The sequence below is a fragment of the Streptomyces sp. Y20 genome, assembly GCF_043195475.1.
Classification (GTDB): domain Bacteria; phylum Actinomycetota; class Actinomycetes; order Streptomycetales; family Streptomycetaceae; genus Streptomyces.
The window spans coordinates 329,392-354,542 of record NZ_JBIDDP010000002.1 but is presented as its reverse complement, the minus strand read 5'-3'; the positions used below and the strand labels follow the sequence as shown (position 1 = coordinate 354,542).

18 protein-coding genes and 1 pseudogene are annotated in these 25,151 nt (G+C 73.5%); 5 read left to right on the top strand and 14 right to left on the bottom strand.

All coding sequences use genetic code 11. The annotated features are described in order from the left end of the window. Nucleotides 1–78: 78 nt before the first annotated feature. The 5 genes and pseudogenes from ACGFT1_RS06625 to ACGFT1_RS06605 form a co-directional block, all read right to left on the bottom strand. Nucleotides 79–792, bottom strand: coding sequence for a 3'-5' exonuclease (locus ACGFT1_RS06625; protein ID WP_373907928.1), 714 nt, complete (start codon nt 790–792; stop codon nt 79–81). A gap of 62 nt (nt 793–854) precedes the next feature. Next, nucleotides 855–1,160, bottom strand: a pseudogene (locus ACGFT1_RS06620) (exonuclease domain-containing protein); the annotation flags it as partial. A 102-nt stretch (nt 1,161–1,262) separates the two neighbouring features. Then, the gene (locus ACGFT1_RS06615; RefSeq protein ID WP_373908229.1) at nt 1,263–2,501 is read right to left on the bottom strand and encodes an SAV2148 family HEPN domain-containing protein; all 1,239 of its coding nucleotides are present in this window, start codon (nt 2,499–2,501) and stop codon (nt 1,263–1,265) included. 115 nt (nt 2,502–2,616) lie between these two features. Beyond that, nucleotides 2,617–3,957, bottom strand: a complete 1,341-nt coding sequence (locus tag ACGFT1_RS06610) for a copper amine oxidase (RefSeq protein ID WP_373907927.1) — start codon at nt 3,955–3,957, stop codon at nt 2,617–2,619. 53 nt (nt 3,958–4,010) lie between these two features. Further along, the gene (locus ACGFT1_RS06605) at nt 4,011–4,823 is read right to left on the bottom strand and encodes a Tat pathway signal sequence domain protein (RefSeq protein WP_373907926.1); all 813 of its coding nucleotides are present in this window, start codon (nt 4,821–4,823) and stop codon (nt 4,011–4,013) included. Between the two features lie 196 nt (nt 4,824–5,019). Between ACGFT1_RS06605 and glgX the strand changes: the two genes are divergently transcribed. From glgX to ACGFT1_RS06590, 3 genes are all read left to right on the top strand, one after another. Further along, on the top strand, nt 5,020–7,131 hold the full coding sequence (gene glgX, locus ACGFT1_RS06600) for a glycogen debranching protein GlgX (RefSeq protein WP_373907925.1): 2,112 nt from the start codon (nt 5,020–5,022) through the stop codon (nt 7,129–7,131). Between the two features lie 385 nt (nt 7,132–7,516). Next, on the top strand, nt 7,517–9,883 hold the full coding sequence (gene treY, locus ACGFT1_RS06595; protein ID WP_373907924.1) for a malto-oligosyltrehalose synthase: 2,367 nt from the start codon (nt 7,517–7,519) through the stop codon (nt 9,881–9,883). A gap of 484 nt (nt 9,884–10,367) precedes the next feature. Beyond that, a complete protein-coding gene (locus tag ACGFT1_RS06590) occupies nt 10,368–11,618 on the top strand; it encodes a M14 family zinc carboxypeptidase (RefSeq protein ID WP_373907923.1) in 1,251 nt (416 codons plus the stop codon). A gap of 39 nt (nt 11,619–11,657) precedes the next feature. Here ACGFT1_RS06590 and ACGFT1_RS06585 read toward each other — a convergent pair whose 3' ends face one another. Together ACGFT1_RS06585 and ACGFT1_RS06580 are read right to left on the bottom strand one after the other, a co-directional pair. Further along, the gene (locus ACGFT1_RS06585; RefSeq protein WP_373907922.1) at nt 11,658–12,071 is read right to left on the bottom strand and encodes an SSI family serine proteinase inhibitor; all 414 of its coding nucleotides are present in this window, start codon (nt 12,069–12,071) and stop codon (nt 11,658–11,660) included. 108 nt (nt 12,072–12,179) lie between these two features. Beyond that, nucleotides 12,180–12,731, bottom strand: coding sequence for an FHA domain-containing protein (locus ACGFT1_RS06580; RefSeq protein ID WP_373907921.1), 552 nt, complete (start codon nt 12,729–12,731; stop codon nt 12,180–12,182). A 195-nt stretch (nt 12,732–12,926) separates the two neighbouring features. Here ACGFT1_RS06580 and treZ point away from each other — a divergent pair, with 195 nt between their 5' ends. Further along, nucleotides 12,927–14,672: a malto-oligosyltrehalose trehalohydrolase gene (treZ, locus tag ACGFT1_RS06575; RefSeq protein ID WP_373907920.1), complete on the top strand. Its 1,746-nt coding sequence runs from the start codon at nt 12,927–12,929 to the stop codon at nt 14,670–14,672. A gap of 19 nt (nt 14,673–14,691) precedes the next feature. Here treZ and ACGFT1_RS06570 read toward each other — a convergent pair whose 3' ends face one another. The 7 genes from ACGFT1_RS06570 to ACGFT1_RS06540 all read right to left on the bottom strand — a co-directional run bounded on the left by ACGFT1_RS06570 (nt 14,692) and on the right by ACGFT1_RS06540 (nt 23,879). Then, nucleotides 14,692–15,639, bottom strand: a complete 948-nt coding sequence (locus tag ACGFT1_RS06570; RefSeq protein ID WP_373907919.1) for an aminoglycoside phosphotransferase family protein — start codon at nt 15,637–15,639, stop codon at nt 14,692–14,694. A 48-nt stretch (nt 15,640–15,687) separates the two neighbouring features. Continuing rightward, nucleotides 15,688–16,815: an aminopeptidase P family protein gene (locus ACGFT1_RS06565; RefSeq protein ID WP_373907918.1), complete on the bottom strand. Its 1,128-nt coding sequence runs from the start codon at nt 16,813–16,815 to the stop codon at nt 15,688–15,690. A 185-nt stretch (nt 16,816–17,000) separates the two neighbouring features. Further along, nucleotides 17,001–17,582 carry a PDZ domain-containing protein gene (locus tag ACGFT1_RS06560; protein WP_373907917.1) on the bottom strand — a complete coding sequence of 194 codons (582 nt, stop codon included), beginning with the start codon at nt 17,580–17,582 and terminating at the stop codon, nt 17,001–17,003. A 123-nt stretch (nt 17,583–17,705) separates the two neighbouring features. Beyond that, on the bottom strand, nt 17,706–19,580 hold the full coding sequence (gene phsA / locus ACGFT1_RS06555; RefSeq protein ID WP_373907916.1) for an O-aminophenol oxidase PhsA: 1,875 nt from the start codon (nt 19,578–19,580) through the stop codon (nt 17,706–17,708). A 115-nt stretch (nt 19,581–19,695) separates the two neighbouring features. After that, the gene (gene cyc2 / locus ACGFT1_RS06550) at nt 19,696–21,858 is read right to left on the bottom strand and encodes a germacradienol/geosmin synthase Cyc2 (protein WP_373907915.1); all 2,163 of its coding nucleotides are present in this window, start codon (nt 21,856–21,858) and stop codon (nt 19,696–19,698) included. A 151-nt stretch (nt 21,859–22,009) separates the two neighbouring features. Then, nucleotides 22,010–23,209, bottom strand: a complete 1,200-nt coding sequence (locus tag ACGFT1_RS06545) for a damage-control phosphatase ARMT1 family protein (RefSeq protein WP_373907914.1) — start codon at nt 23,207–23,209, stop codon at nt 22,010–22,012. A 22-nt stretch (nt 23,210–23,231) separates the two neighbouring features. Then, nucleotides 23,232–23,879 (bottom strand): ScbR family autoregulator-binding transcription factor, encoded by a 648-nt coding sequence (locus tag ACGFT1_RS06540; RefSeq protein WP_356816992.1) that lies wholly within the window; start codon nt 23,877–23,879, stop codon nt 23,232–23,234. Between the two features lie 345 nt (nt 23,880–24,224). On the opposite strand from ACGFT1_RS06540, the gene ACGFT1_RS06535 reads away from it, so the two are divergent. Then, nucleotides 24,225–25,151 (top strand): lytic polysaccharide monooxygenase, encoded by a 927-nt coding sequence (locus ACGFT1_RS06535; RefSeq protein ID WP_373907913.1) that lies wholly within the window; start codon nt 24,225–24,227, stop codon nt 25,149–25,151.

The window sequence follows — 25,151 nt, the reverse complement described above, 5'->3', positions numbered from 1 at the left end:
GGGCGCACACGTCGTGCCTTGGAGGCACACTCTGGGAAAGGCCCCGTAGCTCGTCGCAGCGTTGATTGATCCAGGCCATCAGCCGACGTACGGGATGACGGGCCAGGCCGACTCGACAGTCGCCTTCGGGTCAGACGTACGCCGAAGGTACTTCTGTAGCGACGCGGCCTGCTCGGCTGCCGCCCGTATCTGAAGATCATGCAGGTCCGCCAGTGCCAACGCTCCTATGGCCGTGTGCTTGACCCCCATGGACCGGGCGGCACGTGCCGCGGCCACCGCGTCCGCGACGGCGTTGTGCGCGTGGTGGAGCGGCACGCCGTAGTGCGCGCAGAGGGCCTGAAGGTTCCGCGACCCCTTCCTGTACCGGTCTACGTGCTTGTCCAGGACCAATGGGTCGATGACCGACGATGCCTTTCCGAACAACCGGTCACCCAAAGGCTTTATCCCATGCCGTCGGCACTCGCGGTCGAGGAGGGAGAGGTCGTACCGCGCGTTCATCACCACCAGCGGGGTTCCGGAGTTCAGCACCTCGGTGATGGCCGAGGTGATCTCTTCGATCGCGGGAGCCGATTGCATTCCGTGCTCTCGGGCGTGGCCGGTGGAGATGCCGTGGATGGCCGAAGCCTCCTGCGGGATTGCCACCCCGGGGTCGAGCAACCATGTTCGGGGCTTTGGAAGCCGCCCGTCCGGCTCCACAGCCACTACCGCCGCGGTGACGATCCGGTCGCTCTCGATGTCCGTTCCTGTGGTCTCCAGGTCGAAGGCCACCAGCGGCTGACTCGTCCAGCTCACCGCAGATCCCCGCTCATCGCTGCGGGCTGAGACATCTGAGGCGTTACTGAAGTGAGTGGATAAAAGGCCGCGTTGTAGGCGACGACCGGGACGCCCGCCGTCCAGTGGGACACCAGGGCGTCCGCGACGGCGTCGGCGACCCGGTCGGCCGGACGGCCCTCGGCCGTCGCGCGTTCGTTGCTGATGCCGTGCACGGCGACCGCGTCGGCCGGGATCTCCACGCCCGGATCGGCCAGCCACTCCCGGTGCCCCATGGGCTCACCGGCCCGCACCTCGATCACGGCAGCCGTGACGATGCGCGCCTCGCGCGGATCGGTCCCGGTCGTCTCCAGGTCGAAGCCGATCAGCAGCTCCTGGTGCCAGCCCATGGGCGGCCCCCCTTCTTGGTGGTGCTTTCCCCCAGTGGCCTTCACCCTCGCACGCGCCACTGACAATCCGGGGACCGCGTTCCGCTCGGCCGCGCGGACCGTTCAGGACACGGGGCGCGAATCCGCCCAGGCCAGCTCGAACTCCTCGCGGTATGTCGGGAAGAGTCCGGTTTCGCCCGACCGGTCCGGTCTGACCACCCGGCTGCCGTTGCGCAGCACCAGCACCGGCGACTCCATGCCCCGCGCCCCGCGCAGGTAGGACTGCACCACGGCCACGCCGTCGGCGCCGTCGCCGTCCACCAGGTACGCGGTGAAGCGGGGCGTCTCGTCGTACACCTGGATCTCGAAGGCGCCCGGGTCGCGCAGCCTCGACCGCACCCGACGCATGTGCAGGATGTTCATCTCCACGGAACGGCCCAGTTCGCCCCGCTTCATCCCGAGTTCGCGTTCGCGGCGTTTGACCGAACTGGAGGCCGGGTTGAGGAAGAGCAGCCGCACCCGGCAGCCGGACTCGGCGAGCCGGAGCAGGCGCCGCCCGGAGAAGTTCTGCACCAGCAGGTTGAGCCCGATGCCGATGGCGTCGAGCCGGCGGGCGCCGTCGAAGATGTCCTCGGCCGGGAACTGGCGCAGCAGCCGCACCCGGTCGGAGTGGACGGCGACGACGTCGGCGTACCGGTCGCCGACCAGGTCCTCGACCGCGTCGACGGGCAGCCGGCGCGCCGAGGGCACGTCACCGCCCGCGCCGAGCATCTCCAGCAGCCGCGCCGAGGCCCGCTCGGCCTGGCCGAGGACCGCCTCCGACAGGGCCCGGTTGCGGGAGACGACGTTGCGGGTCACCTCCAGCTCGTCCAGGGCGAGTTCGAGGTCCCGGCGTTCGTCGAAGTAGGGCTCGAAGCACGGCCAGTGCTGAATCACCAGTTCGCGCAGCTGCGGCAGTGTGAGGAAGCTGAGCACGTTGTCGTCGGCCGGGTCGAGCAGATAGCCCTTGCGGCGGCTGACCTCGCGTACGGCGACCGCGCGCTGCACCCACTCCTGCCCGGCCGGGCCGGCCGCGGCGACCACCCACTCGTCGCCGTGGACGGGTTCGTAGACGGGCCGCAGCACGGCGGCCACGACCGCGCGCAGCCGTTGTTCGACGAGGTTCAGCCAGATGTAGGCCCGGCCGGCCCGCTGCGCGCGGGTGTGCACCTCGCGCCAGGCGTCGGCGTCCCAGTCCAGCTCCGGCCCGATGGATCCCGCGTCCATCGGCCGGGCCAGGGACACCGCGCCGGGCGGGACGTCTGCGGAGTTCCCCTCGTGACCCTCGTCACCAGAAGGCAGCTCCAGCCCTCCCGAGCCCACCCGCGCACCGCCTTCCGCTCCCCGGGCCTTTCCCGTCTCAACGATCAAGGAAGGGTACTCCGCGAGGGGTCGGCGGTGCAGCCGGACGGTCAGGTCGGTTTCCCGTCCGCCGCGCTCAACTACGCCGGCGCCAGTGACCGTTCTGCCATGCCAGGTCCTTGGGAGTGAGCGGATTCATAGCCGTGACGTCCCGGGGGGCGATGGAGAAGCCCTGCCAGTGCACGGGCATGGGCTGCTGGTCCTCGTCCCGCACGATGTGGTGGAAGCCGACGTTCATCCAGACCACCGGGTGGCTGAGGGTCTGACCGTCGACCCACTTGTCGACGGACTGCGGGTGTCCCGCGGCGCACCCGGGGTTGTTGCTGGCGAACAGCTCGCACGGGTCGTACTCGGTGACGTACATGTCGTGCCGGGTGAAACTGCGGCCGGGGTACCGGGTGGTGGGCCCGGGGACCAGCTCGTAGGAGCGGGCGTGGCCGTCCTTGTTCCTGCCGGTCGCGCTGACCACCCGCCACCAGCGGTAGGTCTTGTAGTCGGCCGCGAGTTCCCTGGTGACCTTGGTGCGGGTGGTCCTGGCGGACGGGCCCTCCTGCCGGCCGGAGGGGGCGCTGACGGTCGAGTCGTACTGCTCGACCTTCGTGCGGGAGGAGCCGTCGAGGCCGAAGTCCAGCCGCCAGAAGACGTCGTGGCTGTGGCTGGTGGAGTAGTCCTTGGCGCCCTTGCCGATGGGCCAGCCCCGTCCGTCCTGGGCGTTGTAGTCCTCGAAGGAGAGGCTGCCGGTCGCGCCGACGTTCATGTCGATCGTGCCGTCGTCCCGGAACCGCCACTCGGTGATGTACTCGTACCAGCCGACCTGGTTGACCGTGTACACCAGCAGGTCCTTGCCCTGGGCCTGGTGGACCCGGCCGGTGGCGAAGTCCGACATCCGGTAGGCGTGGCCGCGCGAACGGGTGGTCGCGCACAGGCCGTTGACATTCGGGTGCCGCGGATCCCCGTCCGGCACCCTGACCGGCTCGACGGTGCCGCCGGGGCATTCGCCGGGTGCCAGCTCCATCAGCCCCTGGGCGAAGCCCTGGCCCGTCAGGTCGTCGTACTCGTGCTTGCCGTCGTCGTAGGGGACGTGGATCTGGCCGAGCCTGGCGCTGTTGAGGACCTTGATCGGCTTGGTCTCGCCCTTGGGCTGGTAGGAGATGTTCTCCAGGACGAGGCCGGCCTTGCTGTCGTAGCGCCGGCACATACGCCAGGTCGTGCCGGTGGACAGCTTCTGTTCGATCCTGTAGGCGCTGCTGCATCCGGCGGCCGGCGCGGCCGCGGTCTGCGGGCGGGCCGCGGCCGGGCCGGCGCCCGTGGTGGCGCCGGCGGCCAGCGCGGCGAGGGAGAAGGCGACGGCCGCTCCCTTGCGGACACGGCCGGCGGCTCGGGCCCGGACGCCGCCGGGCAGGTGCTGTGCGGGCATGACGAGGTGACTCCCTTGCCGGAGGTCGGGTGGGTGAGGCGGGCGGCGGCCGGTCAGCCCCGGTCGAGGGCAGCGGCCTTGCGGGTGCTGAGGTCGATCACCAGGTCCCGGGTGTCGATCCAGGGGCCGTTCCTGACCTTGGAGAACAGCCGCACGCAGCGCTGCACTCCGCAGTCGTCGAGCACCGCCGGCTGGGCGCCCGGTGCTGCCCGGTAGACGCCGCCGCTCAGCTCCAGCTGGTCCGGGGAGGTCAGCTCCCTGCCGGTGGCGTCCTCGTAGTCCTCCCTCAGGCCCGCGCCGAGCGGGCCGGCGATGAGGATCCGGGCCGCCTCGGAGTCCTCGGCGCGGCTCGGCGGCGGCTGGACGCCGCGCTGGGTGCCGGTCCGCCCGGCCTTGCCGGTCCGCAGGTCGACGGTCGTGGTGACGAGGGTGTCGGTCCGGTAGTCGTAGAAGGTCACGTCGGCCCGGCGCGGCGCGTCCGGATCGTCGGCCTCGCCGGGTCCGGGTTCGGCGAGGTCGACGGCGAGGCGCTGCGGACCGCGGCCTCCGCCGGCGTCGCGGCCCGTGACCGACAGCCGCCCGGTCACGGCGGCCTTCTCGACGCGCCGGATCTCGTCGTCGGTGAGCGGATCACGGCCCGTGCCCTGTTCCCGCTGGGCGGGCGCCCGCTCCACGACGCCCGGCCGGACGGTGTCCGGTCCCTCACCGGCCTGTCCCGCGGCCCGCGGGCCGCCGCCGGCGCCCCCGGAGTCGTCCGCGCCCGCCGTGCCCGGCAGGGTGACCGCGACCATCGCGGCGGTCCCCGCCGCCGCGAGGGCCGCGCCGGTCAGTAATTTCCCCAGGTGGCGGTGGACTGTCTCGCGCACATCTTCCCCCTGCTGCCCGTGGTCGTCGGGAGTACGTGTTCGCCCCGCTGGTTCGGCGCAGGGCGGGTACCAGAACCGCCATGCGCACTGGTCGGTGGGTAAGAGGGACGTAAGTCGCGGAAAGTTCCGCCACTTACGGGCACATTCGGGGGTCGACACGGCTCCCGGCGGCAGCACACCTGGGAGAGTCGTATCCATGCAGGTCTGGCCTGGCGAGGCGTATCCGCTCGGCGCCACCTATGACGGCGCCGGCACCAACTTCGCGGTCTTCACGGAGGCCGCGGACCGAGTAGAACTGTGTCTGCTGCACGACGACGGCTCGGAGACGGCCGTGGAACTGCGCGAGAGCGACGCATTCGTGCGGCACGCGTACGTGCCGGGCGTGATGCCGGGACAGCGGTACGGGTTCCGGGTCCACGGCCCGTACGACCCCGCGCGCGGACTGCGCTGCAACTCGGCGAAGCTGCTGCTCGACCCGTACGCGAAGGCGGTCAGCGGGGCGATCCGGTGGGGCGAGGAGGTGTACGGCTACCACTTCGACGACCCGGGACGGCGCAACGACCTGGACTCGGCGCCGCACACCATGGCGTCGGTGGTCATCAACCCCTACTTCGACTGGGGCGACGACCGGCCGCCCCGCACCGAGTACCACCGCACGGTGATCTACGAGGCCCACGTCAAGGGCCTGACCATGCGGCACCCCGGGCTCCCGGAGGAGCTGCGGGGCACCTACGCGGGGCTCGCCCATCCGGCGGTCATCGAACATCTGACCAAGCTCGGGGTGACGGCGCTCGAACTGATGCCCGTCCACCAGTTCGTGAACGACCACCGGCTGGTCGACATGGGCCTGAACAACTACTGGGGATACAACACCCTCGGCTTCTTCGCCCCGCACAACGCGTACGCCTCCTGGGGCGACCGCGGCCAGCAGGTGCTGGAGTTCAAGTCGGCGGTCCGTGCCCTGCACGAGGCCGGGATCGAGGTCATCCTGGACGTCGTCTACAACCACACCGCCGAGGGCAACCATCTGGGCCCGACGCTGTCCTTCAAGGGCATCGACAACCCGTCGTACTACCGCCTGACCGAGGACCCCCGCTACTACATGGACACCACGGGAACCGGCAACTCGCTCCTCATGCGGTCCCCGCACGTGCTCCAGCTGATCATGGACTCGCTGCGCTACTGGGTCACCGAGATGCACGTCGACGGCTTCCGCTTCGACCTCGCGGCCACCCTGGCCCGGCAGTTCCACGAGGTGGACCGGTTGTCGTCGTTCTTCGACCTGGTGCAGCAGGACCCGGTGGTCTCCCAGGTGAAGCTGATCGCCGAACCGTGGGACGTCGGCGAGGGCGGCTACCAGGTGGGCAACTTCCCGCCCATGTGGACCGAGTGGAACGGAAAGTACCGGGACACCGTGCGGGACCTGTGGCGGGGCGAGTCGCGCGCGCTGGCGGAGTTCGCCTCCCGGCTCACCGGCTCCTCGGACCTCTACCAGGACGACGGCCGCCGTCCGCTGGCCTCCATCAACTTCGTCACCTGCCATGACGGCTTCACGCTGCACGACCTCGTCGCGTACAACGACAAGCACAACGACGCCAACGGCGAGGAGAACCGGGACGGCGAGAGCCACAACCGGTCCTGGAACTGCGGGGCGGAGGGCGACACCGACGACCCCGAGGTGCTGGGGCTGCGCGCCCGGCAGATGCGGAACTTCATCGCCACGCTGATGCTGTCCCAGGGCGTGCCGATGATCAGCCACGGCGACGAGTTCGCCCGCACCCAGGGCGGCAACAACAACGCCTACTGCCAGGACAACGAGCTGTCGTGGGTGGACTGGCCGGACTCCCTGGAGAGCGACCTGCTGGAGTTCGTCCGCTCGATGGTGTGGCTGCGCCGGGACCACCCGGTCTTCCGCCGGCGCCGCTTCTTCCACGGCCGCCCGGTGGAGGGCCCGCACGACGAGCTGTCCGACATCGCCTGGTTCACCCCCGGCGGCGGCGAGATGACCCAGCAGGACTGGGACTCGGCGCCGGCGTCCGCGCTGACGGTGTTCCTGAACGGCAACGCGATCTCGGAACCCGGCCCGCGCGGGGAGCACATCGCCGACGACTCCTTCCTGCTGATGTTCAACGCCTCACCCGAACCGCTGGACTTCCTGGTGCCGGCCGACCTCGGCCGGCAGTGGCAGGTGGTGGTCGACACGGCCCGCCCGGACGGGGTGCCGCCGAACACGGGCGAGAAGATCGCGGCCGGCGACCGGATCACCCTGCCGGACCGCAGCCTGACGGTGCTGCAGCGCCCCGCGTGAGCGCCGGCCCGCCGGGACCGGGCACCGTCGGGACCACCCGGCGCGCCCGCGTCCCGGCGGGACCGACGGCGGCGTGACGGCGGCCCGACCACGGCCCGGAAGCGGGCTCACGGCGGGCTTCGGCGCAGGCCGCGCCAGGAGCCGGTCGGGCGGTCGGCCGGCGGCCTGTAGGCCGTCCGGCCCAGCGCGGGTGCCCCCGCCGGGCAGCCCCCGCACCGGACCGGGCACGCTCGTCCGGACGGCCGGCGGCACCCTCCTCGGGCTGGACGGCACCCGCCGGCAGCCGCCGTCGTCCCCCGTCGTTCCCCCGTCCGGCGCCGGGCACGCGCGCGTGGATCGGCGCGTGGGTGACACGAAACCCGGCGAGCTGGGTACGTAGGTTCCCATGACTTCTGCGCGCCCCGGACCGGAGGTGCCCACGGCCACCTACCGGCTCCAGCTCCAGCCCGCGTTCCCCTTCGCGGCCGCCGCGGCGGCCGTCCCCTACCTGGCGTCGCTCGGCGTCTCGCATCTGCATCTGTCCCCGGTCCTGGAGGCCGTCCCCGGTTCGGCGCACGGCTACGACGTGGTGGACCACACGCGTGTGCGTGAGGAGCTGGGCGGCGAGGACGGCCTGCGCGCCCTGGCGCACACCGCGCGGGAGCACGGCCTCGGCCTGGTGGCCGACATCGTGCCCAACCACATGGCGATGGCGCCCCGGCACAACCACGCCCTGTGGGAGGTGCTGCGCGAGGGCACCGGCTCGCCGTACGCGCGCTGGTTCGACATCGACTGGCAGGCGCAGGGCGGCCGGATGCTGCTGCCCGTGCTCGGCGGCCCCGTCGGCGCGGAGCTGGAACACCTGCGGGTCGAGGGCGGCGTGCTGCGCTACCACGACCACGCCTTCCCGCTCCGCCCCGGCACCGCGCACCTTCCGCTGCCCGAGCTGCTGGACGCCCAGTGGTACCGCCCGGTGTGGTGGCGGCTGGCCCGCACCGAACTGAACTACCGGCGCTTCTTCAGCATCTCGGAGCTCATCGGGCTGCGGGTGGAGGACCCGGAGGTCTTCGACGCCACCCACGCCAAGATCCTCCAGCTGCTGGCGGAGGGCGTGCTGGACGGGCTGCGCGTCGACCACCCCGACGGACTCGCCGACCCCGACGGCTACCTGGCGCGGCTGCACGAGGCGACCGGCGGGCGCTGGACGGTCGTGGAGAAGATCCTGGCCGACGGCGAGCACCTGCCGGCCACCTGGCCCGTCGCGGGCACCACGGGCTACGACGCCCTGCGGCACGTCGACGGCCTGTTCACGGACCGCACCGGGGCGTACGGACTCCTGGGCCGGTACCGGGCCTTCGCGGCGCCCCAGACGGATCGGGGCGGCAACTGGGAGGCCACGGTCCGGCGGGCCGCCTACAAGGTGCTCACGCACGAACTGGCCGCCGAGACCGACCGGCTCACCCGGGTCGCCACCCGGCTGTGCGCCGTCTCGCCCGACCTGTCGCTGCGCGACCGGGCGCCCTGGGCGCTGCGCACGGCCGTGGAGGAGCTGCTCGTCCGGATGCGGGTCTACCGGCCCTACGCCTCCGGTGACGCCGCCGCCGTCGTCACCGAGGAGGCCGCCGAGGAGGCCCGGCTGGCCTTCGTGGTGCCGCAGGAGGCCGAGGCCGTAGGCGTCGTGCGCCGGCTGCTGGTGGAGCCGCCCGACACGTCGGCACCGGACCACGCCGACCGGGTGGAGTTCCGCACCCGGTTCGCGCAGACCGCGTCGGCGCTGCGCGCCAAGGCGGTGGAGGACACCGCCTTCTACCGCTTCGTGCCGCTGCTGTCGGCCACCGAGGTGGGCGGCGACCCGGGCAGCCCCGGTGTGTCCCCGGACGACTTCCACGCGTACTGCGCGCGCGTGCAACGCGACTGGCCGCTCACCGGCACGGTCGTCACCACGCACGACACCAAGCGCAGCGCCGACGTGCGCGCGGCGCTGGCCGTGCTCACCGAGTGCCCGGACCGCTGGGCGGAGCTGCTCGCCGAGGTGACCCGGCCCGAGGAGGGCGTGCCGGACGGGCAGCTGGCCTGGGCCGCCTGGCAGATGGTGTTCGGGCTGGGTCCGGCCGAGGAGGAGCGGGTCCGGGAGGCGCTGCTCAAGCACGTACGCGAGGCGGGCATGTACACCAGCTGGACGGAGCAGGAGCCGCCGTACGAGGAGGCGGTGACCGCCTTCGTGGCCGCGGGGCCCTGCGGGCCGCCCGGCGAGCGCGTGGCCGCGTTCCGCAAGGCGCTGGAGCCGCACGTGCGGGCCAACGTCCTCGGCACCGCGCTGGTCCACCTGACGATGCCGGGGGTGCCGGACGTGTACCAGGGCACGGAGGGCGAGTACCGGGCGCTGGTGGACCCGGACAACCGGCGGCCCGTGGCCTTCCCGCCGGAGGGACCCGGCGAGAAGGACGCGCTGACCGCGGCGGCGCTGCGGCTGCGTGCCCGGCGGCCCGGCGCGTTCGGCGCGGGCGCGTCGTACGACCCGCTGGCCGCGGAGGGCCCGGCGGCCGGGCACTGCCTGGCGTTCGCACGCTCCGGCGAGGTGGTCACGGCGGTGACCCGGCTGTCGCTGCGGCTCGCGGAGGCGGGCGGCTGGCAGGACACCCGGCTGGCGCTGCCGCCCGGGCGCTGGGCCGACGTCCTCGCCCCCGGCCGGGAGTTCACCGGTCACGCGCGCCTGGCGGACCTCTTCGACCGGTCGCCGGTGGTGCTGCTGGAGCGGGCCGGGGAGGACTGAGGCGGCGGAGCCGGCTCGGCGGGCGCCCCGCGGTCCTCGGGCCGGCCGGTGGCGCCCGGTGCCGGCCAGGTGGCCCGCAGGCACTCCGCGAAGGCCGCGACGGCCCCGGCGGGCGGCACGCGCGCGCAGACGGTCACGGGCCTCTTCCGGGCCCGTTCCGGGGGGAGGGCCGCGCAGTCGTCGCCGACGGCGCCGCGCACCGGATGAGCGGGCCCGGTGCACACCCCGACACGGCGGCGGCCACGCGTACGGCCGTCGAGGCGGGCATGTGCGTGCGCGTCCCACGCTGTCGGAGGCGGTGGGCGAGGTGCCCCTGGCGCTCATGGGACGCGGCCTGCACCAGCGGCGACCCCACGGCACACGGCCGGCCGCGGCGCCGCCGGGGGAGCGCCCCCGGACGCCGGGGTCGACGCCTGCCGCGCGCTTGACAGTTCATGCCTCCCGTGCGGGACTGGGAGGGCGAAGCCGGGCGGAACAGTCGGGGGTGAGTCTTCTGCCGGAGCTGCGCTATCCCAGCGTTCCCGAACTCATCGCCTGCGCGCGGACGCTGGCCGCTCGCGATCCCGGGCTGTGCGTGCTGCGCGAGGTGGGTGTCTCGCGCGCGGGAAGACCCCTGCACCTGCTGTCGGTGGGGCATGCCCGCCGGGCGGTGCTGGTCGTGGCGGGTGCCCACGCCAACGAGCCCGCGGGCGGTTCCACCCTGCGGGTGCTGGCCGAAAGAGTGCTGTCGGAACGGGAGCTGCGGGGCGACACCTCCTGGCACTTCCTGCTGTGCGCGGACCCGGACGGGGCGAGCCTGCACGTGACCCCGGCGCCGCGCAGCCTGCTCGACTACCACCTCGGGTTCTACCGGCCGACGGGCGCGGAGCAGCCGGAGTGGTCGCCCTCCGTGCTGCCCCCGGACCGGCTGCCGCCGGAGACGCGGACGCTGACCGGGGTCATCGACGAACTGCGCCCGTATCTTCAGGTGACGCTGCACGGCACCGATCTGGGCGGCAGCTGGGTGCAGCTGACGAAGGACGTGCCGGGGCTGGCCGAGCCGTTCGCCAAGTCCGCGGCGGAGCTGCACATCCCGGTGGAGACGGGGGCCTCGGACGCGGCTCTGTGGCCGGCCTCCGGTCCCGGGGTGCATGTGATGCCCGGCCCGGAGACGGGCGTGGCCTACCCGAGCATGCCGGACGACGCCCGGCACAGCACCTGGTACCACGCGCACCGGTACGGCGGGCTGACGGCCGTGGTGGAGGTGCCGATGTGGGCCAGCGACCTGGTGGGCGACCCGGCGCCGCACCCGGCACCGGCCGCGGCCATACAGCGCCTGGCGGCGCGGCTGCTGCGGGACGCGCGGGAGGTGGAACGGGTCCTCGCCGAGGCGCTGCCCCGGCTGGACGGCCGGGACGGGCCGCTGCTGCGGGCCGCGCGGTGGGCGCTGGAGCTGGTGCCGGGCCTGGCCGAGGACTGGATCCGCACGCCGCCGGCCGGCACCACGATGGCGTACGTCGGCAGTGTGGACGCCTTCGGGCGGCGGCTGCCGCTGCGGGCGGCGTCGATGCTGCTCCGGGTACTGCGGGAGGCGGACGACCGGGCGGCGCCCCGGCTGCAGGAGCTGGTGGCCACCTGGTGCGACGCCTTCGCGGAGCGCTTCGGGGCCCGCTGGGTGCCGTTGGAGCACCAGGTGGAGCACCAGTCGCGGACGGTGCTGGTGGCGGCGCAGCAGGCGCGCGACCGGGTGGCGTGAGCCGCTGCCCGCCCACACCGCCCGGTCACCGTGCGCCGGTCAGTCGTCCAGGGCGAAGACGGACCCCGTCCGCGCGTTCATCACGCACGCACTGGTGTACGTCTGCTGGAAGTCGACCTCCCGGCCGTTCCACTGCCCGCGCGCGTGGGTGGTCACCGGGGCGTAGATCATCGGGCAGAACACCTTCTTGGCGGGGATCCGGCCGACGTCGCCGTCGGCTGCGTCCAGTGCGGCGCACGCGTCGACCGCGTGGGTGTGCCCCTGGGGCGGGTCGCACAGCAGTACGGTGCCGCGCGTGTCACCGGACCGGGCGTCACCCCTGGTGACCGTCAGGTAGAGCCAGTTGTCCGGGCGGATGTCGCGGGAGGCGGCGTGGGCCGGGCCGGCGGTGAGGAGGCCGGCGGCGGCCAGCAGGGCGCCGGCCGCCGCTGCCGCTCTGGTGAGGTAGGTCATGCTCGTTGCATCGGCACGGCGGCCCGTCTTCCGCAGTCCGGCTCACCCGATCGGTGCGGTACGCGCGCGCCGGCGGACCTCCGTTCGAACGCGTCCGGCCAGGAGGACTCAGCGCGTCGCGAGGCGGTACGCGATCCTGCCGAAGGTGACCTGGTCGCCCTCGCGGACGACGACCGACCCGACGACCCGGCGGCCGTTGACGGTGGTGCCGTTGGTGGACCCCAGGTCCCTGAGGATCCACAAGCCGCCCCGGTGGCGGAGCTCGGCGTGCACGCGGGAGACGGTCTCGTGGTTCAGGCGCAGCCCGTTCGCGGGGTCGCGGCCGATACGCAGCGGATGGGTGTGCGCCGGGTGCGGCAGCAGCAGTTTGGGCAGCCGCTCGGCCTGCCACGCCCGGCGCAGCCGTACGGTGAACCCGGAGACGGCCTCCACGGAGCCGAGGACCGCGCGGGAGAAGCGGTTCTCCCGGGGCAGGTCGGCGACGAGCACGGCCAGTTCGTCGGAGCGGCGGGCCACGAGCGCCAGTTCCATGCGGCGCACGAACGTGTCGTGCGAGAGCCGGCCCATGGCGACGCCGTCACGCAGCACCTGGAGCGCCTTGTCGCGCTCCGCGTCGGACGGACGCGCCGGGTAGGTGGAGAACTCGAAGGACGACGTCACGAGGGTGATTGTCGGGCAGTGGGCGCCGGGTGTCCAGAAGACGCGGGATCGGTGCCGGGGCCGGGGCACTTCCACGACACCCCCCGGGAAACGGAGGATTCGCGGGCCGACCGGTCATGCGGAACGGCACGATGGGAACGCGGGACATCACGGTGGGCAGACGCACCGGCACAGCTAGACGAAGGGGAACCGTCCGTGCAGTTCGAGGTGTGGGCACCGCAGGCAGACCGAGTGACGCTCCATTGCGAGGGCAGCGCGCGCGCGTTGACGCGTGACCCCGGGCGGGCCGGCTGGTGGACGGGTGAGGCGGAGGCCGGGGACGGCGCACGCTACGGCTTCGCGCTGGACGACGGCCCCGTGCTGCCGGACCCGCGTTCCCGGCGCCAGCCCGACGGCCCGGACGGGCTGAGCGCGGTCGTGGACCACGGGCGGTACGCGTGGCGGACCGAGTGGGGGGGGCGCGGGCTGCCGGGTGCGGTCCTGTACGAGCTGCACGTGGGCACGTACACCCGCGAGGGCACGCTGGACGCCGCCGCCGAGCGGCTGGAGCACCTGGCGGAACTCGGCGTGACCCACGTGGAGTTGATGCCCCTGTGCCCGTTCCCGGGGCGGCACGGCTGGGGGTACGAGGGGGTGTCGCTGTGGGCGGTGCACGAGCCGTACGGCGGCCCGGAGGCCCTGAAGCGGTTCGTCGACCGCGCGCACGCCCTCGGACTGGGCGTCGTCCTGGACGTGGTGCACAACCACCTGGGCCCGTCGGGCAACTACCTGCCGCTGTTCGGGCCCTACTTCACGGACACGCACACCACACCGTGGGGCTCGGCGGTGAACCTGGACGCGCCCGGCTCGGACGAGGTGCGCGCGTTCCTCCTGGGCAGCGCGCTGGCCTGGCTGCGGGACTACCGGCTCGACGGGCTGCGGCTGGACGCCGTGCACGCGCTGTACGACACGCGCGCGCGCCACTTCCTCGAGGAGCTGTCGGCGGCCGTCGACGGGCTCGCCGGGGAACTGGGCCGCCCGCTGTTCCTGGTCGCCGAATCCGACCTGAACAACCCGCGGTTCATCACCCCGCGCGCGGAGCACGGCGTCGGGCTGCACGCGCAGTGGAACGACGACTTCCACCACGCCCTGCACACCACGCTGACCGGCGAGTCCCAGGGTTACTACGCCGACTTCGCGCGTGAGCCGTTCGCCGCGCTCGCCAAGACGCTCACCGGGGGCTACTTCCACGACGGGACGTACTCCAGTTTCCGGGGCCGCCACCACGGCCGCCCGCTGGACCGCGCGCGCGTGGGCGGGCACCGGCTGCTCGGCTACAGCCAGACCCACGACCAGGTCGGCAACCGCGCCCAGGGCGACCGGCTCGCCGCGCACCTCTCCCCCGGCCTGCTGGCCTGCGCGGCCACGCTCACGCTGACCGCACCCTTCACCCCGATGCTGTTCATGGGCGAGGAGTGGGCGGCGGGCACGCCCTGGCAGTTCTTCACCGACCACACCGACCCGGAGCTGGCCGAGGCGGTACGGCGGGGCAGGCGGCGGGAGTTCGCGGAGCACGGCTGGGCCGAGGAGGACGTGCCCGACCCGCAGGACCCGGCGACCCGGGAGCGGTCCTGCCTGGACTGGTCGGAGCCGGAACGCGAGCCCCACGCGCAAGTGCTGGCCTGGTACCGGCAGCTGATCGCGCTGCGCCGCGCCCAGCCCGACCTCACGGACCCGGATCTCGCCGACACCAAGGTGGCCTACGACACGGAGGCCCGCTGGCTCGCCTTCCGGCGCGGAGACGTACGGGTGGCGGTGAACCTGGGCAAGGAGCCGGCGGCGATCCCGCTGGGCACCGGCCGGGTCGAGGTCCTCGCGGCCTGGGGCCGGGTCGATGAGCCGGGGCCGGACGGACTGCTCCAGGTGCCCGGGGAGTCCTGCGTGGTGCTGACACAGCCCTGAGCGGGCCCCGGCGGCTCCCTCAGAGCTCCGTCCCGTCCTCCTGGAGGTCCGTCACCCGCTCCAGCAGGATCGGCTCCCAGACGCGCCCCAGCTGGATCCGCAGCAGCGGCAGGGAGCCCTCCGTACGGCCTTCCGTGCGGCCTTCCAGGCGGCCGGTGAGGCGCAGGACGGTGTCGCAGCGGGCGAGCCACAGGCCGCGCAGGCAGGGGCGGGCGCCGTAACCGGCCAGGGTGGCGGCGCGGACGGCCGCCGGGGAGCCCACGGCGAGGGCGAGTCCGGCGATGTCCTCGGCGGGGTCGCCCACGGTGGCCGCGGTCCAGTCCAGGATGCCGCGTACCCGGCCGTCGGCACTGACCAGCACGTGCGCGCCGGTCAGCCCGTGGTGGGTGAGGACGGCGGTGCCGGCCTGCGCGGCGAGCTGGGCCGCGCCGGCCGGGGTGAGCTGGTGCAGCCGGGCGGCGTCGAACTCGTCCGCCTCGGCGAGCCGTTCGGCCGCGTGCACGGCCATCCGGCGCAGCGCCTCCAGCGAGCGCGGCGGGGTCCGCGGCACCCCTTGCGCCTCCGCCTGCCGCACGGGCACCGCGCGCAGCCCGCCGAGCAGCCCGGCCAGGTCGGCCTCGCCGACGGCGGAGACGTCGTAGGCGTCGGCGGTGCCGCCGGGCAGCCTGGTGTCCAGGGTGTAGGCGAGGCCGGGCGCCCAGTCGCCGTGGGCGACACCGGCCGGGACGGCGACGGGCAGGTGCGGCCGGACCAGGTCGCGCAGCCGCAGCTCCCGGCGGCGGCGCACGGAGGCCTCACGGTCGGGCGCGAGCCGCAGCACATGCCGGCCGCCGACCCACCAGGTGTACTCCCGGTCCTCCGACACGGGCCGCACCTCGGGTCCCCCGGTGCCGTCACCGCCGTCCTTGAGCAGCGAGCGGACCAGTCGGCGGACGGTGTCCGCGGTGGGTGTCGGTGCCTGGGTCATGGATCGCGCGTCGCCGTTCCGGGTGGGGTCGAGGGTCTCCAGGTGCTCTCAGTCCACTATGACCATCTCACGCGTGGTGTTGTTGAGACGGCGGCCGCCGTCCTCGGTGACCGTGACGATGTCCTCGATGCGCACCCCGAAGCGGCCGGGCAGGTAGATGCCGGGCTCCACGGAGAAGCACATGCCGGGTACCAGGGGCTGTTCCTCGCCCTCGATCATGTACGGCGGCTCGTGTGTGGTGACGCCGATGCCGTGCCCCGTGCGGTGGATGAAGTACGCGCCGTATCCGGCGTCGCTGATCACCGCGCGGGCGGCCCGGTCGACGTCCTGGCAGGCGGCGCCCGGGCGTACGGCGCGGAAGCCGGCCTCCTGGGCGGCGCGCACGACGTCGTGGACACGGCGTTCCTCCCCGGTCGGCTGACCGACGTGCACCGTGCGGGTGGTGTCGGAGCCGTAGCCGTCCTTCAGGCCGCCGAAGTCGAGGACGACCATGTCGCCGTCGCGGATGACGCGGTCGCCGACCTCGTGGTGCGGGTTGGCGCCGTTGGGGCCGGAGCCGACGATGGTGAAGTCGACCTGGGAGTGACCGAAGCGGCGCAGCTGGCCGGCGAGGTCCTGGCCGACGTCCGACTCGCGGCGGCCGGCGAAGGGGAGCTTCCGGATCTCCTCGAACGTCGCGTCGGCAGCGGCGCCGGCGGCGGCCAGGAGTTCCAGCTCGGCCGCGTCCTTGACGGCGCGCAGCATGGGCAGGGCGTCGGTGAGGGAGGCGTACGAGGTGCCGGGGAGTGTCCGTTGGAAGCCCAGCAGGTGCATCGCCCAGGTGTTGTCGCTGATGCCGAACCGGCCGTCGCCGTCGAGGAGAGCGGCGGTGACGGCGTAGGGGTCGGTGCCGTCGGTCCAGTCGCGTAGGGTCAGCGCGCCGGCGGCCGCCGCGTGCTCGGCGTCCGGGGCCTCCAGCGTGGGCACGACGAGCACGGGATCCCGGCCGGGGGCCAGGACCAGCACGGTGAGCCGTTCGGTCACCGCGGTGGGCGTGTAGCCGGTGAGCCACACCATGTCCGGTCCGGGGGCCACCAGCAGCCCAGCGAGGCCGGCGTCGGCGGCGCAGCGCACGGCACGCTCCATGCGGGCCGTGTGGTCGGCGGCGGTGAAGGGCGCGGGCGTGGTACCGGTCATCCGGGCCTCCGGGGGCGGGCGAGGAAAGGGGGCGTGGGCGTCTCGGTGAGCATCCTGCCCGCCCGGACGGACCCACGCGAGCCGGTCGCCCACGGAGCCACGCGGGCCGATCGCGGGGACCGGCGTCCCGCGAGGCGCGGCCGGGGCCGGGGCGGCCCGGTCAGGTCAGGTCAGGTCAGGTCAGGTCAGGTCACCACCGCGGGTACCACCGTCAGCCGCTGGTAGCCGCCGCTGCCGTGGCGCACGGTGAGGAGCACCGCCTTCCCGGGGTCGGCCCGGACGACCGCCCGGGCGAGGTCGGCGGCGCTGTCGACGCGGTCCGTGCCGAACCGGAGGACGACGTCCCCGCGGATCAGGCCCGCCGAGTAGCCGGGGCCGGGCACGTGCACGCCCACCACCATGGCACCCGGCTCCCGGGTGTCCACGGCCTCCACGCCGAGGGACGCCGCGGCCGGGGCCGGAGCGGGGCCCGGGCCGGCCGCGGAAGTGGACGTGGCCGTGGCCGTGGCCGTGGCCGAAGGGGCGTACGGCCGGGTCCCGCCCTGCGCCTCGGCGAGTCCGCTCACCCCGATCACCGTGGTGCCGACCGTGCCGAGGCCGACACCGGCCAGCACCAGCAGGGTGCCGGCGCCGAGGCTCAGCAGCAGGGGCCGCAGCCGCCGTCCGCGCCGGCACACGTCATGCGGGCGGCGGATGGGGCCGGGCGTGCCGCCCGCGCGCCTGGCCTGGCCCGGCATGGGCTTGGGACGCAACGCAGTCTGTTCCATGGTTCGCTCGCCTCCGGCTGGTGCTCTACCCGCGTCGCCGGGCCGCGACGAGACACGAACGAGTGAGACTGGCCGGAGGGTGGCGGAGGGTAGCCATAGCGGCCGCCCTCCGCGGGTGGTTCCTCAGCCCGTGTGGCCCTCCCCATGGCCGCCGTGGGTCCCGCCGTGGTCGAACCTCAGGGCCTCGGGCGGCATGACGACGAAGGGCCGCATCATGCCCATGTCCTCGTGCTCCAGCAGGTGGCAGTGGTACATGAACCGGCCGTACGCGCCGTCGAAGCGGCCCATGACCCGCAGCATCTGGGCGCCCGGCACCCGGAAGACGTCCTTGTGGCCCCGCTCGTTGGGCGCGAGCGGGATCGCCCGGCCCGTGTCGTGGCGGATCGGGGTGCGGGTGCCGCCCACCGCCGGGTCGAAGCCCGAGACGTCATAGGCGTCCCGGCCCAGCAGCTGGAAGTCGGCCAGGTGGATGTGCATGGGGTGCACGATGGGCGCGAGGTTGAGGAAGCTCCACTGCTCGTAGCTGCCCTCGGCGACGGTGAAGCCGAGTCCGTCGTTGAACGTCCGTGCGGTGCGCCGGTACGTCTTCGTGGTGCCGTCCGGGCCGGTGACCTGGACGATGCCCTCGGCCGGGAGGGGCAGGCCGGCCGTGCTCCGGACCTCGGTCATCTCCCAGATCTCGGGGTGGCCGCCGGCGCCCTTGGTGGCGGGCGGGGTGAGCAGGATCAGGCGGTGGCCGTGCGGGATGTCGTGGCCGAGGCGGCGGAAGGAACCGGAGAGGACCTCGGGCAGTTCGAAGGTGTCCTCCTCGCAGCCCTCCCGGACCCGGAACTCCAGCACGGCCGGGAAGGGCACGTCTCCGGCCGGGTCGGGCACGCCGGCCGGCTGGTTGGCGCCCTTGTTCACCAGGCGCAGGGTCCGGCCGGCCAGCGCGCGGAAGTCGACCAGCAGGTCGAACCGCTCGGCCGGCGCGGCGGTCAGGGCGGGCAGTTCCCCGTCGAAGTCGACCGGGACCGGGCGCGGCAGCAGGCCGCCGTCGCTGCCGATCTGGTGGACGGTCCCCGGCACCGGCTCGCCGTCCTCGTCGATGAGGACGAGTTCGAAGATGCGCGCGTTGGAGGCGTTGACCAGCCGGAAGCGGTACCAGGCAGGGTCGACGTCGGCGTAGGGCCAGATGCGGCCGTTGACCGTGGTGTACGGGCCGGTGAACGGTACGGAGACCGGCTTGCCGGTCTCCGGGTTGCGGTCCTGCACGATCACCGTCTTGTGCAGAAGCCGTCCGTTGAGCCGGCCGTCCTCGTCGGTGTCGAGGTTGCGGTCGGCGATGAGCAGCGGGATCTCCCGCTCGCCGGAGGGCAGGTGGAGGGCGTCCTCCTCGTCGTCACGGACGAGGTAGGTGCCGTACAGGCCCGCCATCACGTTCCACCGGGTGATGTTCATCGCGTGGTCGTGGTACCACCACTGCACCGCCTGGTGGTCGTTCGGGTACTCCGACAGCTGGGCGTCGCCGTGGCCGACGGCGTTGTCCGCCCAGCCGTCGTTGCCGCCGCCCGTCTGCGCGCCGTGCAGATGGGTCACCGACCAGGCGGGCAGGGCGGCGACGTCCTTGTTCGGTTCCGCGCCCTCGCGGCCGGGCTCGGTGGTGGCCTGGGCCCGGCCGTCCGTGCGCAGCTTCACCTCCACCGAGGTGACCGGGTGCTCGCAGTCCTTCGGTATGCGGTTGGTCCAGGCGATGCGGACACGCTGTCCGCGCCGGACCTCGATGGTCGGGCCCGGGACATGGCCGCCGTACCCCCACATCAGGGTGGGCGGCAGCTGCGGGTGCAGGCGCACCCAGGCCGGGCGCAGGGCGATCTCGGTCTCCCGCAGGACGTCGTCCGCCGCCGGCCGCAGGACCGGTGGGACCGGTAACGGCGCGACGTACGGCGTGAGTTCGCCTGCCGCCCGTACCCGCACGTCCGTGGTCGCCGTGGCGGGCCTTTCGATGATCTCGGTCAAGACCGGACACCCCCGTGTGTTCTGTGGTTCGTTGCTCCCCTTGCTCCACAAGACTCCCGAGGGCGCACCCAAGTTCCCTGAATGCCCGGTTCCGCACGAAAGGATTCGGCGGCCGTCAGCCGCGTGGCAGGGCGGGCACGGCGGGGGCGCGGTCGGGCAGGAAGCCGTGGGTGCGGCTGCCGAGCCATCCGGCCTTGTAGCGGTCGACCTCCCGGTGCCAGTTGAGGATTCCGGCCAGCCAGTTCTGCAGGTCGAGGACGTAGCCGTCCATGGCGGCCCTCGCCTCCCCGGACAGGCGGAAGTCGTCGTAGAGGACGGGGAGTTCATGCGCGATCACATGTTCGAACTGCCGCATGCGCTGGGTCATCAGGTCGTGGACGACGCCGAGTCCGGTCGGATAGTCCACGCCGAAGAAGTTCTGCACAACCAGGATCGCGTTGTGGATCTCGCCCTCGTACTCGATCTCCTTCTGGTACGAGAAGACGTCGTTGAGCAGGCAGGCGTAGTCGATGGCGGCGTTCTCCAGGGAGCGCACCGGGCCGCTGGCGTAGACCTCGGCGGGGATCGCGGGGCCGTGGCCCGTCCGGCACAGGCTCAGGGTGAGGTCCGAGCCGAACGTGGAGCGCCGCATCTCCAGGTAGTCGACGGGGTCGGGGATGCGGTTGAACAGCTGGTTGGACACCTCCCAGACCCAGCTCTCGGTCATCGTGTCCACGGAGGCCCTCAGGGTGCGCCGCTGATCGGCGGTCATCCCGGCCGTCGTACGGGCCCACAGGTCGGCCAGGGCCCGCTCCATGGCGTTGGCCGGGGCCGGGGCGGGCTCGCCGTCGACGGGCATGCACAGGGAGAGCCGGGCGGTGGTCAGCCGGGCGGCGGCGAGGTCCCGGCGGTGGCCGTAGACCAGCGGGTAGTAGTCGTCGCCGTAGGTGCCGAAGGCGAGCCACTGCGCGCTGAGGTCGAGGGCCTCGGGCGTGGCGTCCGGGTCCAGGCCGGCGGAGCACAGCGCGAGGTCGTAAGCGGCGAGCTTGTCCAGGTCCCACACACCCTCCTGGAGGATGCCCGTCCGGTGGCACCAGTCGACGAGGTGGTCGCGGGAGCGATCCAGGTGGGGGCTGAGCCGCACCTCGAAGGGCATGTAGAGATCGGGGACGAGGGACGGGCCGACCTTCTGGAAGGGCACGTGCGTGTGGGCGCGCAGGCGTTCCCGGGCGGCCGGGGCGAGCAGCGCGCCGATGCCGGCTGCCGAGGTGCCGGGGCCGGCCGGGACCTGCCACGGCGAGGCGGGGCGCGCGCCCTCGTTCATGTAGCGGCTGGAGCGCAGGTGCCATTCGTGGCCGCCGGACTGCCAGTCCTGGAGCCCCTTGGTGTAGGCGGCGACCGCGGCGACCTCGCCGGGGGTGAGTCCGTTGTCCAGGGCGACGGCGGGGACCTCGGTGAGCGCGGTGTGCTCGAACTGGTGCAGGCGGGAGGTGAGGACGTCGTTGACGGTGTCCGCGGCCTCCTGGGTGGTGCAGCCGAAGAACTTCTCCAGGACGAGGACGCCGTTGCTGTTCTCGCCCTCGTCCTCGACCTCGCGCTGGTAGGAGAACAGGTCGTTGCGCAGGTGGACGGCGTCGGAGAACGTCTCCATGAGGACGCGCAGCGGCCGGGTGCCGGCGACGGCGGCGGGCACCTCGGCGGTCGCGTACTCCACGAGCCCGGAGGACCAGGGCGCGCCGCCCACCTTGCGGCGCATCTCGATGTACTCGACGGGGTTGGCGATCCGCCCCTCGTCGATGTTGGACAGCTCCCACATCGACTCGTTGAGCAGGTGCTCGGTGGCCACGGAGAAGCGGCGGCGCCAGTCCGCGGACATGGCCGGCACCGTACGCGCCCACAGGTCCTTCAGGCCCGCCTCGACCGGGTTCTCGGGCTCGGGCACGGGGGTGGCGGGGTCGAGCGGCATGAACAGCGGCAGGCGGTCCAGGTGGGCCTTCCCGGCGGCGCGGTCGGGGGTGCGCTTGAACATGTCCAGGAAGTGGTCGTCGAAGAAGAACACCCACACGTACCAGTCGGTGATCAGCGAGAGAGCGGGTCCGTCGCAGTCGGGGTGGGTGTAGGCGCACAGGAGCCCGTAGTCGTGTGCCTCCAGGTCGGCCTGCTGCCAGATCCCGGAGCCTTCCAGCATGCCCATCTGGCGTGCCCACCCGGTCGAGTGGGCACGTGCCTCGTCCAGGTGCGGGTTGAGGCGTGCCGGGTACGGCATGTAGAAGTGCGGGAGTTGAAACGGCTGCGTCATGGCCGGGCCCTACCCGCGGTCACGGAGCCCCATCCATCCGGCCGTACATGATCACACCATCGCGTGAACCACCCGCGAAACGCGGAATTCCGCGCGCCGAGTGCTCCCGTGCGCGCCGCTGCCGGGCCGGCACGGCGTCGACGGCGTCACGTCACCGCCGTCGTACGCCGTCCGCCGGGTCGGCCTGGATGAGCGCGTGCGTCCCGCTCGTCCGCCAGCGCTGCCCCTCGGCGGCCACCAGCGCGGCCTCGGTCGCGGCGGTCAGGCCGGTGATCACCTCGGACTTCAGGGTGCGCAGCGCGGCGACCGGGCCGGGGAAGTACGCGGTCCTCTCCCGGAAGGGCGTGGTGGGCCGCCAGAACCGGTCGCCCACCAGACGGCGGTAGTTGAGGTCGCCCTTGACGACGGTCAGGGTGGCCGCCGCGAACTCGGCGCGCAGGTCGTCCGGCATGTCGGCGTACGGCAGCGGGGCGCAGGAGAAGGGGTGGGCGCGGACGGTGAGGCGGCCGTCGGCCATGGCGGACCACAGCACGCGCCCGCACTCGCCCGCCGCGCCGGGGGCCGTACGCAGCCGGTGCAAGGCGTCGACCACGTCGGCGGTGGTGGCGTCGGAGACGTAGTAGGGGTACGGCTTGACGTGCAGGACGGCCCGCGCGGTCCGGCCCTCGGCGAGGAGGTGGGCGATCAGCAGGAGATCGGGGAGGAGTTCGCGGCCGGCGTTGTCCGCGACGAGCACCAGTGTGCCGGTGCCGGCGGGCGGCAGCAGCGACCACAGGACCTCGCTGTCGTCGGCGACCAGGGCGGGGACCGGCTGCCGGGTTCCGGCGTCCGCGGCGGAGAGCCGGAAGCCGAGGTCGGCGCGGTTCCCCCACAGTGAGCCGTGCAGCAGGGCGCGCGCCCGTTCCTCCTCGGGCAGGTCCCGCAGGCCGTCCAGGGCGGCCAGTTCCCCGTCGGTCTCGGGGGCGTCGAGCTCGGCGCGCTTGAACGGGCGGAAAGGGTCGATGCCCTGCCAGGCGCCCGGGCCGGTGTGACCGACGGCGTCGAGGAGCCGGCGGTAGAAGTAGCTCTCGGACCACAGCCACGGCACGTCGTACCAGGAACGGCCGATGGCGCCGGGCAGGCCCCAGGCGTCCCAGCGGTCCCGGTCCGGGGCGTCGGCGGGCAGCGGCCCGACCGTGCCCTCGGTGCAGTTCCTCAGCAGCTCGTCCAGCGCCGTGTGCTGCGCGGGGCCGTACGGGAAGGCGTCCCGTACCTGCCGGATGATCGCGGGGTGCCGCTCGGCCAGCACGCTGTGCGGGAACGAGCCGGGCTCGTCACCGCGGATCACGGGTGCGAAGGGGGTGTCGGGCATGTCCGTCACCGTACCGCCCGGGTCAGGCGGCTCTGATCTCCCGCTCCAGCTGGGTGGCGAGGGTGACGTAGCGGGGGCGGCGGTGCACGGGGACGAGACCCCGGATCATCAGGTGCCACATCTCGGCGACCCGGCGCGGGAGCCTTCCGATCGGTTCGAGGGAGCGGCCGGCGACCCGGGTGCCGATGAAGAAGCAGACGAGGGAGTGGGCGACGGCCCCGACGTCGAGTTCGCCGTGCACGTCCGACTCCCGCACGGCTCCGCCGAACTTGCGGGTGGCGTACTCCAGCCATTCGGTGAACGGGTGCCGCAGCGGCGGCCGTACGGCGATGTCCGCGGTGGCGAGGCGGAGTCCGGCGCGCGGCACCGGGTCCTCCACGGCGAGCCGGGCGATGCCGAACGTCGTGCGCATCAGGGACTCCAGGGAGGAGCAGCCGCGGCTCTCCACGTCGGCCACGACCCGTTGGGCGGCCCTGGCCTGGAGTTCCAGGATGGCGTGCGCGAGGTCCTCCTTGGCGGCGAAGTGGAAGTACAGGGCGCCCTTGGTGACCTTCGCGTGTGCGACGATGTCGCTCAGGCTGGTGGTCTCGTAGCCCTGCCGGTCGAACAGGTCGGCGGCGGCCGTGATGATGGTTGCCCGGGTCTGCTCGGCGCGTAACTGCCTTGCCATCGTGGGACCCCTCCTCGCGCTGCGAACGAACGGGACATGCGGTTTGTTTTTAACCCCTTGCATACGATAACTCACCGAACGGCAACGGAAGTCCGGCGTCCCGGCTCCTCGGGCAGGACACGTGTCACCGGCTCCGGGCGGTGACCCGGCGCCCATGATCGCCACCCTACGAGGCGGGTGGCGGGCCGCTCAACGAGATCTCGGAGCAGGCGCGAAACAGGCGGGCCGGTCGGTGCTTTCACGCCCCCCTGCCCCGCCCGGGGGCCCCGGTGAACGGCGCGGGTGCCTGCGCCGTACTGGACGCCGCAGCCCCCGATTCCCGCGCCCGCCGAGGAGACGTCCCCGATGACCCGGATGACCGTCCGCCTGAGTGTCAGGGTGGCCGCCGCGGCGGCGCCGTTCCTGCTCCTGCCCTGGGCGGCGGGGCCGGCGCGGGCGCACGGCGCCCCCACGGACCCGGTCAGCCGCGTCTACGCGTGCTCCCCGGAGGGTGGCAGCGCCACGCGGTCGGCGGCCTGCCGGGCCGCGGTCGCGGCGAACGGCGCGCCGTTCACCGCGTGGGACAACCTGCGGGTGGCGGGGGTGGCGGGCCGTGACCGGCGGGTGATTCCGGACGGCCGGCTGTGCAGCGGCAACCTGCCGGCGTACCGGGGGCTGGACCTGGCCCGGCCGGACTGGCCGGCGACGCGGCTCACGCCGGGGGCCCGGCTGACACTGACGTACGCGTCGACCATCGCGCACACCGGCACGTTCCGGCTGTACCTGACCCGGCCGGGCTACGACCCCGCGAAGCCGCTGACCTGGTCCGACCTGCCGGAGCGGCCCTTCGCCGCGGTCACCGACCCGCCGCTGCGCGACGGCGCGTACCACATCGGCGCGACGCTGCCGGCGGACCGGACCGGGAGGCAGGTCCTCTACACGGTCTGGCAGAACAGCAGCACGCCGGACACCTACTACTCGTGTTCCGACGTGGTGTTCCCGGGACGCGCGAAAGCCGCCGGCGCGGTCACGGGCACGGCACCGGCGGCGACGGTTCCGGCGTCGTCGCACCCGCGGCCCGCACGGACGGCGGGTTCACCGCCGACGGGCCCGACCACCGCGCACGGGCGGCGGGACGGGCGCCCCGAGGCCGCCGCGGGCGACGGGTCGCCGGTGGTGGACGCCACCCGCGACGGCTCGGGAGTCCCGGCGCCGCTGCTCGCGGGCGGCGCCGCCGCGGTGCTGTTGCTCACCGGGGGCGCCGCCCTCGTTCTGCGGCTGCGACGACGCTGA